Annotated in this window: 12 protein-coding genes and 1 pseudogene; 6 read left to right on the top strand and 7 right to left on the bottom strand. The window is 38.7% G+C overall.

Annotated elements, in window-relative coordinates; genetic code table 11:
- The first annotated feature begins 79 nt into the window (after positions 1-79).
- The 3 genes from M1E86_RS04340 to M1E86_RS04330 all read left to right on the top strand — a co-directional run bounded on the left by M1E86_RS04340 (position 80) and on the right by M1E86_RS04330 (position 3,563).
- Positions 80-940 (top strand): ABC transporter substrate-binding protein, encoded by an 861-nt coding sequence (locus M1E86_RS04340; RefSeq protein WP_370661211.1) that lies wholly within the window; start codon positions 80-82, stop codon positions 938-940.
- 156 nt (positions 941-1,096) lie between these two features.
- On the top strand, positions 1,097-2,581 hold the full coding sequence (locus M1E86_RS04335) for a sugar ABC transporter ATP-binding protein (RefSeq protein ID WP_248467732.1): 1,485 nt from the start codon (positions 1,097-1,099) through the stop codon (positions 2,579-2,581).
- Positions 2,582-2,591: 10 nt separating this feature from the next.
- A complete protein-coding gene (locus M1E86_RS04330; RefSeq protein ID WP_004905244.1) occupies positions 2,592-3,563 on the top strand; it encodes an ABC transporter permease in 972 nt (323 codons plus the stop codon).
- Between the two features lie 72 nt (positions 3,564-3,635).
- On the opposite strand, the gene M1E86_RS04325 is transcribed toward M1E86_RS04330, so the two are convergent.
- The 3 genes from M1E86_RS04325 to M1E86_RS04315 all read right to left on the bottom strand — a co-directional run bounded on the left by M1E86_RS04325 (position 3,636) and on the right by M1E86_RS04315 (position 6,056).
- Positions 3,636-4,646, bottom strand: a complete 1,011-nt coding sequence (locus M1E86_RS04325; protein ID WP_213912883.1) for a LacI family DNA-binding transcriptional regulator — start codon at positions 4,644-4,646, stop codon at positions 3,636-3,638.
- 222 nt (positions 4,647-4,868) lie between these two features.
- The gene (locus M1E86_RS04320; RefSeq protein ID WP_426099264.1) at positions 4,869-5,663 is read right to left on the bottom strand and encodes a sulfite exporter TauE/SafE family protein; all 795 of its coding nucleotides are present in this window, start codon (positions 5,661-5,663) and stop codon (positions 4,869-4,871) included.
- 42 nt (positions 5,664-5,705) lie between these two features.
- Positions 5,706-6,056, bottom strand: a complete 351-nt coding sequence (locus M1E86_RS04315; RefSeq protein WP_319863447.1) for a thioredoxin family protein — start codon at positions 6,054-6,056, stop codon at positions 5,706-5,708.
- Positions 6,057-6,571: 515 nt separating this feature from the next.
- On the opposite strand from M1E86_RS04315, the gene M1E86_RS04310 reads away from it, so the two are divergent.
- Entirely contained in the window at positions 6,572-6,799 is a 228-nt protein-coding gene (locus tag M1E86_RS04310) for a SymE family type I addiction module toxin (protein WP_319863449.1), read from the top strand.
- 46 nt (positions 6,800-6,845) lie between these two features.
- Here M1E86_RS04310 and M1E86_RS04305 read toward each other — a convergent pair whose 3' ends face one another.
- On the bottom strand, positions 6,846-7,160 hold the full coding sequence (locus M1E86_RS04305) for a hypothetical protein (protein ID WP_036942875.1): 315 nt from the start codon (positions 7,158-7,160) through the stop codon (positions 6,846-6,848).
- 2 nt (positions 7,161-7,162) lie between these two features.
- Complete coding sequence (locus tag M1E86_RS04300; protein ID WP_319863453.1) at positions 7,163-9,001, bottom strand: VENN motif pre-toxin domain-containing protein; 1,839 nt, start codon at positions 8,999-9,001, stop codon at positions 7,163-7,165.
- Between the two features lie 63 nt (positions 9,002-9,064).
- Here M1E86_RS04300 and M1E86_RS04295 point away from each other — a divergent pair.
- Together M1E86_RS04295 and M1E86_RS04290 are read left to right on the top strand one after the other, a co-directional pair.
- A pseudogene (locus M1E86_RS04295) lies at positions 9,065-9,184 on the top strand (helix-turn-helix domain-containing protein); the annotation flags it as partial.
- Positions 9,185-9,260: 76 nt separating this feature from the next.
- The gene (locus tag M1E86_RS04290) at positions 9,261-9,488 is read left to right on the top strand and encodes a SymE family type I addiction module toxin (RefSeq protein WP_285315905.1); all 228 of its coding nucleotides are present in this window, start codon (positions 9,261-9,263) and stop codon (positions 9,486-9,488) included.
- A 61-nt stretch (positions 9,489-9,549) separates the two neighbouring features.
- Here M1E86_RS04290 and M1E86_RS04285 read toward each other — a convergent pair whose 3' ends face one another.
- A complete protein-coding gene (locus M1E86_RS04285) occupies positions 9,550-9,819 on the bottom strand; it encodes a colicin immunity domain-containing protein (RefSeq protein ID WP_285315907.1) in 270 nt (89 codons plus the stop codon).
- Positions 9,816-11,606, bottom strand: a complete 1,791-nt coding sequence (locus M1E86_RS04280; protein WP_319863455.1) for a VENN motif pre-toxin domain-containing protein — start codon at positions 11,604-11,606, stop codon at positions 9,816-9,818. The genes M1E86_RS04285 and M1E86_RS04280 overlap by 4 nt, the downstream gene beginning before the upstream one ends.
- Between the last annotated feature and the right edge of the window lie 51 nt (positions 11,607-11,657).

Genomic DNA, 11,657 nt, shown 5'->3' with positions numbered 1-11,657 from the left:
AAACGCTCTTTTAGGAGAACATCTTATGCTGAGTAAATTTAAAAAGTTAGCTGTCGCTGCAAGTGTACTGACTTTAGGTATGGCATTTAACGCTACCGCTAAGCCAGTTTCAGTGGGCATGTCATTTCAAGAATTAAACAATGAATATTTCGTCACCATGAAGGAAGCCTTAGAGAGCGCTACAGGCGATATGGGCGCACAACTATATATCTCAGATGCGGCTCATGATGTATCAAAACAAACCAGTGATATCGAAGATATGTTACAGAAAAAAATCGATATTCTGTTAATTAACCCGGCAGATAGCGTGGGTGCTGAAACGGCTGTACTGGCTGCGAAAAAAGCCGGAGTTGTAGTTATCGCCATTGATGCACAAGCAAATGGCCCAATTGACTCTTTCGTCGGTTCTAAAAACTATGACGCGGGCTTAATGGCGGGCAAACGTTTAGGTGAAGCATTAGGCGGCAAAGGCGAAGTAGCAATTTTAGATGGTATCCCTGTTGTACCAATTCTTGAGCGTGTTCGTGGCTTTGAAGCGGCAATGAAAGAATACCCAAATATTAAAATCGTAACTAAATTGAACGGTAAACAAGAACGCGATACTGCGATGAATGTGACAGAAAACATGTTGCAAGCAAATCCGACCCTCAATGGGATCTTCAGTGTTAACGATGTCGGTTCTTTAGGTGCGTTAGCAGCGATTGAGTCTTCTGGCCGTGATGTCAAATTAGTGAGTGTTGACGGTTCTCCTGAAGCGGTTGCTGAGATTGCCAAAGGTAACTCGCCATTTATTGCTACTTCGGCGCAATTCCCTCGTGACCAAGTTCGTATTGGTTTAGCTATGGGCTTAGCAAAATACTGGGGCGCCAATGTCCCTAAAGAAGTCCCAATTGATGTTAAATTGATTGACAAAACAAATGCTAAAGACTTTCACTGGTAATCGTTAGTTATCAATAACCGATGTATTGCACCTGTATTTCTGATGTTCGGTGCAATACATTTTCATAAATATTAATTATTAAATGCATATTGGAATAAAAATTCCAAATGGCTTTGTTACCCATTTTTAAGCAGTTGAGAAATATAGGGAAGCAATATGATGCAATTATTAGCATTAAAAGATGTCAGTAAAACTTTCCCTGGGGTTAAGGCGTTAGATAATATTAATCTCTCCCTAGAAAAGGGGGAGGTTCACGCATTATTAGGTGAAAACGGCGCAGGTAAATCAACGCTAATGAAAGTGTTATGTGGAATACATAAACCTGATAGCGGACAAATTCTGATTGAAGGCAAAGAACACACCTTTAATAACTACAGAGATGCAATAAAAGCAGGCGTAGGTATTATTTTCCAAGAATTTTCTCTTATTCCTTATTTAAATGCTTTTGAAAATATATTTTTAAATAGAGAGCTGAAAAATAAGTTTGGTTTATTAGATAGAAAATTAATGCGAAAAAAATCGCAGGAAATCCTAGCTGAGCTGGGTGTAAACATCAATATTGATGAACCCATTAGCCATTTAAGTATTGCAGAACAACAGTTTGTTGAAATCGCAAAAGCACTGTCTTTGGATGCTAAAATTTTAGTGTTAGATGAGCCAACTGCGACATTAACCCCCAATGAAGCAAACCATTTATTCGATGTAATGCGCGATTTAAAAGCTAAAGGGGTTGGAATGTTTTTTATTTCCCACCATTTAGAAGAGATTTATGAAATCTGTGACACCATCAGTGTACTACGCGATGGACAATATATAGGGTCGCGTAAGGTCGATGAAACAGATTTAGACGTTATTATCGAAATGATGGTTGGCCGTGAAGTTGAAAATATTTACCCTCATAAACGCCAATTTAACGAGCAAGAAGTCATCTTAGATGCGGAAGTTCAGCGTTTTTCATATAGCCCAACTAACCACCTTCAACTAAAAAAAGGTGAAATTTTAGGGCTTGCTGGATTAGTCGGTTCAGGTCGCACAGAAACTATTCTTGCCATGATTGGTGCTGATAAGGCTTACAAGAAAAAAGTTGTTTTAGAAGGCAAAGAAGTTAAAGTTAAATCAGCTGCGACTGCACTGCAATTAGGTATCGGTTTATTACCAGAAAGCCGAAAAACTCAAGGACTTGTATTGCCGTTTTCCGTTAAAGAAAATATATGGCTAAACAATCACGCTCAAAAATTATTTTTAATTCAAAACAAAAAAGAACTCACTTTATCTATTGATTTAATTTCCCAAGTAAAAGTTAAAACACCAGAGCCTCACACTGCAGTTTCTACTTTAAGCGGTGGAAACCAGCAAAAAGTTGTTATTGCTCGCTGGCTAAATAAACAAGCCAAAATTCTTATTTTCGACGAACCCACTCGAGGTATTGATGTTGGGGCAAAATCAGAAATTTATCAATTAATGCGCTCTCTAACTGAAAAAGGAATTTCCATTATTATGATTTCATCGGAGCTACCAGAAGTTATTGGTGTCAGTGATAGAGTTTTGGTTTTTCGAGATGGTGAAATTGCCGCTGAGTTAACTGGAGACGAAATAAACTCAACTCAGATCATGGTACATGCGGCCGGCAATATTATATAGGATAACGACTATGTCTAATCAAAGTGCAATTCCATTAACTAAAAATAAATTTAGTTTTTCTAAGCTAACAAAAATACCTGCATTTTTACCACTTGTTGGTTTAATTCTTTTATTTGTCTGCATGTCCATTTTTAATGAACATTTTTTAACTGTAAATAACCTTTCGACCATTGCTCGTCAGGTTTCTATTAATGCCATTATCGCTATCGGTATGACATTTGCTATCTTAACAGGTGGAATTGACTTGTCCGTTGGTGCTGTTATGGCGCTGTCTGGAACCTTGATGGCTGGCTTGATGAAATATTATGGCATGGACCCCTATGCAGCCATCGCTCTTGGACTATTATCGGGTGTTGCTTTTGGCTTTATTAATGGGATTTTAGCCGCTTATGGTAAAATGCCACCAATTATTGTCACCTTAGGCGCCATGATTATTGCTAAAGGGTTAGCCTTAATTTATACCGGTGGCTACCCAGTTTCAGGATTACCTCAAGAGTTTGCTTTTTGGGGACGAGAAGAATTAATGGGAATTCAAGTTCCTATTTTATTAATGCTTGGCCTTTATCTTATTTTCTATGTTGTACTAAATCATGTCTCTTTTGGCCGCTATATTTACGCGATAGGCGGTAATGAAGAAGCCGCTCGTCTCAGTGGTATCCGCGTTGAACGTTATAAAATGTTAGTTTACGTCATTAGCGGTTTTACTGCGGCTTTCGCTGGGTTAATATTTACCTCTCGAGTCATGAGCGGGCAACCCAATGCAGGCGTAGGCTTTGAGTTAGATGCAATTGCTGCAGTCGTACTCGGCGGTGCCTCAATCGCAGGGGGCCGTGGTATGATCATTGGCACACTCATTGGCGCAATGATCTTAGGTGTACTTAATAACGGTTTAAATTTATTAGGTATTTCGCCTTATGTTCAATATATTGTAAAAGGACTAATTATTTGGGGGGCGACATTAATTAGCTCAATGAAACGCTAAATGAATTACCCCTCATAACTATTAAAGTAGGCAGGTATCATTACCTGCCTACTTGTACTTACACTTTAACTATTATTCATAAACAACAAGTTTCCCATCAACAAATATTTGCTTAGTTTTATGACCTTTATGGGAGTCTCGCTCTATCTCAGAAAACAATAGCTCAGTCGTTAATTCACCAAGATATACCGAGTCATGATGTACACCTGAAATAGATAAATGGTAAGTATCTGCATAAGGAGGTAAATCAACAGAAAAATAACGGCAAGAGAGGCCTAATTCTATAATAATTTTATACATCCCAGCGGTAATAATTCCATTTAACCCAACGATGTACATATTAGGTGTATAAAGCTCTTGAACTTTTCTTCTTAGATAATCTTCATCATTCTTATTAAACATATAACTGCTGTATAAGACATTAATATTTTTTCTATTTGGAAAATTTTCATATATACCCGCTAAACGAGACAAACTAATTTCAGAACCTTCTGGTCCTGAAACAATAAGTGTATTTTCGCTATTTTGTTGACTAAGAAATTTTCCTGTTAAGGCACCAATTTCAAAATTTTTCAAAAATAAACCCGAGTACTTATTTTGATAGCCATAAATTGACCGGTCAACAAAGACTAAAGGCACATTATGTTTATCAATTAATGATAAATAACTTGGTTGGTAATCTTTATCGTCACGAACGGGGGATAATAGAATACCGCTCGCCTTGTAACTGACTAACGTTTCAATTGCTGTTTTCTCTGCTTTTTCATCGCTATCTGAATCAAAAATCATGACTTGATAGCCTTTTTCTTTCGCTAAGCGTGAGACTGTTTGAATAAGCACAACATAAAATGGGTTAAATGTGCTGTCAGTAACCACACCTATTATACGGCTATTTTTATTTTTCAGATTACGTGCAAAAAGATTTGGCACATAATTGAGTTCTTGTGCTATAGCTAATATTTTATCCCGAGTTTCCTTCTTTACCATCTCAGGATGATTAAATGCTCTAGAGACGGTAATATCGGTTACATTGGCACGTTTTGCTATATCAATTATTGTTGTTGAGCTATCTTGTTTTGTCATAATTATACTAGTCAACCTTTAATGAATCCCCTGAAGAATAGGCTAGTAATCCATTTGGCTATTATCAGGGAGAAATATGCGATTATTCATTATACCGTTTTGAGCTTGAAGATAAATCAATTTCACTTTCTTTAAGAAGAATAAATGACTGATAATTCAAAATAGTGACATACCGCATGAATTAGAAATGTTAAATAAACAAATTGACATTTAAAATATATTTTAAATAACTTTTAGCTCAATCAGCACTGATAAAATCAATCCTAAAGCGACAAGAATAACAACAATTGAAAATAGCATTTGAATGGTTCTATTGGAAATATAATGCATTATTAATCGACCGATTAATAAACCAATGACACAAGAGACAATAAATATAATACTAATTTCTTTAGGGTATTGAAACCCATTCAAAACATTAATAAAAATACTAATACTACCAATACAGAAAATAACCATTAACGATGTTGCAATAATACTCTTCATATTCAAATTAGTGAACTTTCGCAATGCAGGAACAATAATAAAACCACCACCGACACCTAGCATACTAGTAAGTAATCCTGTAATGACACCAATCCCCCCAAAGATTAACGCTGTTTTAGTGTTCCAAATAAATTTCCCAGTTTCTGTATTAATTAAACAATGTGCATCATTTTGCTCATCAACCCTATTGAAAAATATACGCCCCCCGACATAAAGCATAACAAGGCTAAAAATAAGCGTTAACCAAACTGGAGGTACAATATGGGCAAGGTAAATACCATACTTAGCAGAAGGGATACTCAATAATGCTATCCAAATTGCGGCTTTATAACGAATACTTTTTTTTATAAGCCCTTGAATAACGCTGATAAAAGCCGCTATTGTAATTGCTAGAAGCCCAACAGGCGCAGCGAGTGCAACACTCCAACCTTGGCTTGCCATTAAAGCAGGAACAGCAAGAATTCCCCCGCCAGCTCCCGTCAAACCGAGTAGACAGCCTATCAATAACCCTTCTAATATCAATATTAACATTATGAATTTCTTATCATTATTATTAAATATATTCGCTGAATATTAACGCTTACCGAGCGTTTTCTCCAATACCATTAATGCCCTATTAAATGGTACTTCTCCTGCAATAATATCGATTAACCGAGTATCTTGGAAAACCGCAATTGTCGGCACTGATTTTATACCATATCGAGGAGCTAAAGTGGGCGATTGAGCAATATCAACAATGCCAAAAATGATGTTACTTTGTTGAAAATACTCAGAAAGTTTAATGAAAATAGGTTTCATATTTTTACAAGGCAAACACCACGATGCCGAAAAATAAACAACTACAGTTTGTTGCTCATCTTGCTCTAGGGGGTAAAGTGTACTCGAGAAATTATCACTATCTAATGATAAAATATTCGGCATCATATGCTACCTTTTGTGATCTTTTCCTAAACCAACATACAAAAACAATATACTCGATAATATATCACTTCTTATCCATTAGTTGATCAATATTATTGGGAATTTTATTATTATTTAAAATCAATGAATTAACTTATTACCCATCATAAAATGCATGTAAATATGATTTAAAACAAATGATTAAAATAGCTTTCAACTGCTATCAATATTTATATTGACTTAAAGAAACTATAATTATATATAACTGATTTATTATACATTTATTTTTTAACTTGTATTTCAAGCGTTATAGTAATCACATTATTTGGTGAAATATAAAGATATTTATAATTAACAGTAAACCAGACTCTCTACACTTAATAAAACCTTTAAATTTTTTATTTAGATTATGACTGAAATATGTCTAACGGATCTCAACGAGATCTAACAGCATAAAACGTTGAGATAGAACGCATGGCAATTATGAGTTCACACCTCACAACAGTCGCTAACCACAACAACTATACGAGGTAGTCACCATGGCTAAGCGCGATTGTTGTGTAAAAATACCGACGGCTAAAGAAGAAGTGGTCAAAACCAGACAGTATACAGTGGGTTACGCCCCGAACCGAGGTAAACCCAACCCCAGCCCACAACTCACTTTAAGCGGTAAGTGGCTGAAAGAGATGGGCTTTGAGGTAGGTAGCCACTATACCCTCACTCGCCAAGCCGGACAGTTGGTTATCCGGTTGGCTGAGGGGGAGTGAGATCGTTAAGGAAGATCCCGACCCTATATGGATAGGGATCTCTATCTTAGCTGCTCATTAATCGCCTTAAAAAATCGCGAGCATCCCTTTTAGCTCTACCTTTTCCTCTTAAACTTGCTTCATAGTCTTCTACTGTCAATATTTCATTTTTACTAATAGAATGGTCTATAGTTGAAAGATCAAATTCAATGACATACTTTTTATTTATTAAATATCCGTAGATTTCAACATACTGATCAATTCCTTGATATAGAATATTTGCGGAATCAATATGCGTAAACTCATTAGCTAGAAATGGAAAAATAATATTTTTTTCTATTTCTTTAAACTTTATCAATTCATCATTATTTTCATTCTTCATGTTTAATCGATCACTCCAGGTGTAGCTGTTACTAAATTTCCATGCTTGTCGGTAAGAATAGTCATTGTATTTGTGGGTTTATTGCTAAACTTATCAATTCCAATAGGTTTATCTAACGTAACTACCCTTTGGTACAATATCTCTTTCTGCCCAGTTGCTTTATTATCTGATGTTTGTATCTTACTAATCGGAACCTTTGTAACATCAGGATTTTGAAGCAATGATTTAACTTCTGATTGACTAATCGTAAATTGGCTAGCATTAGGCTTACCAGAAAAATGGCGCTTAACTAAATGTTCCCATCCAGCTTTTGCATTACCATTTTGAATATTTATACGAGACTGAGTGATAGGGTTAGCCAGTTGATCTTTATCTATTGCATTTTGAGAGCCATTTGTTACTTTCGGTTTCCATACGCCACCTTCATATACGGAGCCGCTGGCATCATATACAGTTTTACCATCAAACTGATTATTTGGATGCTTAACATCTGTTACTTTCCCTGCATCTTTAAAGCTATACTCACCTTTTCCTGCATCCCAACTTGGCATTTCTTTGCCGCTTTTCGCAAATGCCAAATAAGCTTTTGCCGCTGTAAATTGTAATGCCTTAGCTGTTGTTGTTGGAGGTGAGCCACTTAATATTTCGGCAGCTTTCTCTGGGGTCATTTGCTCATTAGACCAAAATACGTCTAATGGAATACCGACCATATTCCCCCATGCTTCAAGGAAGCCTCTTGCAGGATCTTGTCCTTCTGGGTGATCACCTTTCGCAAAGTCATTTAGAGCAGCATTAACATCATGGATGCTATACCCTTTCTTTTCCATTGACTCGGCGAGTGTGAACGCCGATTGTCCATAATCAGCCAGTCCATGTGGCAGACTCAGTGCATTATTCTCAACCGTCGTCTTCCCTGCTTGGGCTGCATTCCCTGCACTCGAGGTATCTCCACCCACTAAACCGCCTGCAATACCCGCTGCCAGACTCGCAAATGCACTGACTGTCGCTTTTTCATCTTCCGTCAGCTGGCTAGCTGGTTTGTTATACAGTTTCTCAGATAACATTCCAACCGCTTCCGCTGTCATTGCTCCGAGCGATTGTGCCCCTGCATTTTCACCTTTTGCCAGCGCTAATGCAACATTCGCAATACCGTGGGCAATGATGCGTCCTTCTTTGTTCTTCTCTGGAATATTTTTGGCGATTTCATTCGCAATGTACGGCGCACTCGCATTCGCCACCGCTTTATTCACATCTCCACTGATAAGCCCTTGAATCAAAGCGGTGCCTGACTCGACTATACGGCGATTATCCCCTCCGACACCCCATTCAGATTTGTTAACTTGAGCTTGAATAGCATCTTCTCTTTCCTTGCCACTCAACTCAGGGTGCTCTCTATCTACATCCTTCGTAGCTTTAATCGTCTCATTCGTCACCGCTATATCAGTAATCTGCTTACCTAATTCGCCCACTAACTGTGTTTTTTCTATCCGTTTTTGCTCTTTCTCTTTATCAAAAATCGTATTGAGCTTCTCATGGGCATTATCTGTATCACGGCTTAACTCGTTGATATCTTGTTTCTGATTATCCTTATCTCGAATTCTAATCTCGCCTTCTGACACCGCTGAGTGTGTCGTATTGCTGTCTTTGCCTTTGTTATTCACATTGGTCAGCAAGGAGCCTGCGGCATTACCCGCAAGCTGGTCTGCAAATGGAGAACCCCCTGTGCTAAAGCCGCCACTTTGGCTATCCACCTTGTATTCAGCTTTATTTTTGATATCCCCAAAGCCCAGCGTGCCCGTATCCAACTTGTTCTTTTCAGCGTCCGCAGTGCTGCTAATCACCGCCCCATCGAGTTGCGTATGATTACCGACGGTGATATCAAAACCGCCTTTGCCTGCATTAATAAGCGACAGTTTGACGCGATTTCACAGCTAGACGAGAAAGAGAGAGAAGCGATTGAGACCGTGATTAACAGCATCTCACATATACATGATGCGAAGCGTTGGACAACAAAAAGTAATTAACTAGATTTTAGCGCGGCTAAAACGAGGTGCAACTCGATTTAACCGCTAACCACAGCAACTAACAGGAGTAGTCACCATGGCTAAGCGCGATTGTAATGTAAAAACACTGACGGCTAAAGAAGAAGTGGTAAAAACCAGACAGTATACAGTGGGTTACGCCCCCAACCGAGGTAAACCCAACCCCAGCCCGCAACTCACCTTAAGCGGTAAGTGGCTGAATGAGTTGGGGTTTGAGGTAGGCAGTCACTACACCCTCACTCGCCAAGCCGGACAGCTGACTACCCGGTTGGCAGAGAGGGAGTAAAATTGCTAAGGAGATCCCAGTGTGGAACAGGGATCTCTTTCATAATTACTTAAAACGAGATTTAGTCATTTAATTTATCTAATTCTACATTTACTTGAATGAGAAGGTCTTCATCATTTAATTCGTACTCTTCTTTGTCTGACTCAGGGTTGTAAAGATCTGCTATACAAAAAATACTGGAAAGGCACTCACTTAATTTATCATTATCTTTTAACAATAAATTATGGTCTCTTTCTAGCCGATAAAGCTCAATATAAGCTTCACTGAAAGTTTCAGGTTTTACTCTGCCTTCAGCATATGATTTTGTAAACTCCAACAACATATAACTCATCGTAATACTCCATTTTTCATATAATTATCATACTGAGGTGTTCCTGGTGTAAGCTTAAAACCTGTGACGAAATTACCAGTGCTATCCAACACAACAGCATTATTTGTATTTGAATTAAAGTAAACTTTAGAATCTTTTACAAAGCCATAAGTCCCCTTAGGTGTAGTAACCTTATCAGCCATATGATTGTTAATTGCATTTTCATATTGACGAAGGGTATCAGGGTTTTTCTTTGTTGTTGTTATACCAAAATCAATCGCATGCTTAAATTTTTTATCTAGTTGTTTTTGAGTAATTCCAGTTAAAGCAGAAGAATTAATATTCTCTTTATTAGGCTGTGTATTTGTATTGCCTTTATTTGAACTGTTTTTTTGTTCATTTGCTGGTTGCTTAGAATTACCCTTATCACCTTTTCCGCTTCCTGCGCCAGCGCCGATCCCTGCCGCAGCCATCGCTAAATCGCGCTCTTTTGTGGTTTCTTCTGAGCCACCTAATAACTCAGCACGATAAATAGCTAAATTGCGAGAACCTTCTAAATTCGGAAGTGTGCCTCTAATCTCAGCCCACTCTTTCTGTTCAGCATCAGTGAGGGCTCCAATACCACCATTATTATGAGCTTTATCTTGTAGCTCTTTCGCTCGCTCTGAGTAGATTTTTTGCCACTCTTTCAACTCTTTCGCGACAGCAACACATTGGTCTGGACTACTACAGTTATTGATTTGCTCTTGAACCTTATCGTATTCTTTTCGATAAGTGTCTCTAACCTCAGCACGGCAACTACTATCACCGTTGCATTTCGCAAACTCTTCACTCCTAGCTTTCGTCTTTTCAGGGCTTAAATGGTTATTCTCAACCGTCGTCTTACTGGCTTGGGCTGCATTCCCTGCACTCGAGGTATCTCCACCCACTAAACCGCCTGCAATACCCGCTGCCAGACTCGCAAATGCACTGACTGTCGCTTTTTCGTCTTCCGTCAGTTGGCTCACATCTTTCTTATACAGTTCTTTTGACAGCATTCCAACCGCTTCCGCTGTCATTGCACCGAGCGATTGTGCACCTGCATTTTCACCTTTTGCCAGCGCTAATGCAACATTCGCAATACCGTGTGCGGCTATTTTCCCTTTATCATCTTCGATATGTTGACCGATGTAGTTCGCAATATACGGCGCACTCGCATTCGCTACCGCTTTATTCACATCTCCACTGATAAGCCCTTGAATCAAAGCGGTGCCTGACTCGACTATACGGCGATTATCCCCTCCGACACCCCATTCAGATTTGTTAACTTGAGCTTGAATAGCATCTTCTCTTTCCTTGCCACTCAACTCAGGGTGCTCTCTATCTACATCCTTCGTAGCTTTAATCGTCTCATTCGTCACCGCTATATCAGTAATCTGCTTACCTAATTCGCCCACTAACTGTGTTTTTTCTATCCGTTTTTGCTCTTTTTCTTTATCAAAAATCGTATTGAGCTTCTCATGGGCATTATCTGTATCACGGCTTAACTCGTTGATATCTTGTTTCTGATTACCCTTATCTCGAATTGTAATCTCGCCTTCTGACACCGCTGAGTGTGTCGTATTGCTGTCTTTCCCTTTGTTATTCACATTGGTCAACAAGGAGCCTGCGGCATTACCCGCAAGCTGGTCTGCAAATGGAGAACCCCCTGTGCTAAAGCCGCCACTTTGGCTATCCACCTTGTATTCAGCTTTATTTTTGATATCCCCAAAGCCCAGCGTGCCCGTATCCAACTTGTTCTTTTCAGCGTCCGCAGTGCTGCTAATCACCGCCCCATCGAGTTGCGTATGATTACCGACGGTGATATCAAAACCGCCTTT

Origin of the sequence: Providencia sp. PROV200 (assembly GCF_049901995.1) — a bacterium.
Classification (GTDB): Bacteria; Pseudomonadota; Gammaproteobacteria; order Enterobacterales; family Enterobacteriaceae; genus Providencia; species Providencia rettgeri_E.
The sequence above is the reverse complement of the archived record's forward strand: the minus strand, read 5'-3'. Positions and strand labels throughout refer to the sequence as shown.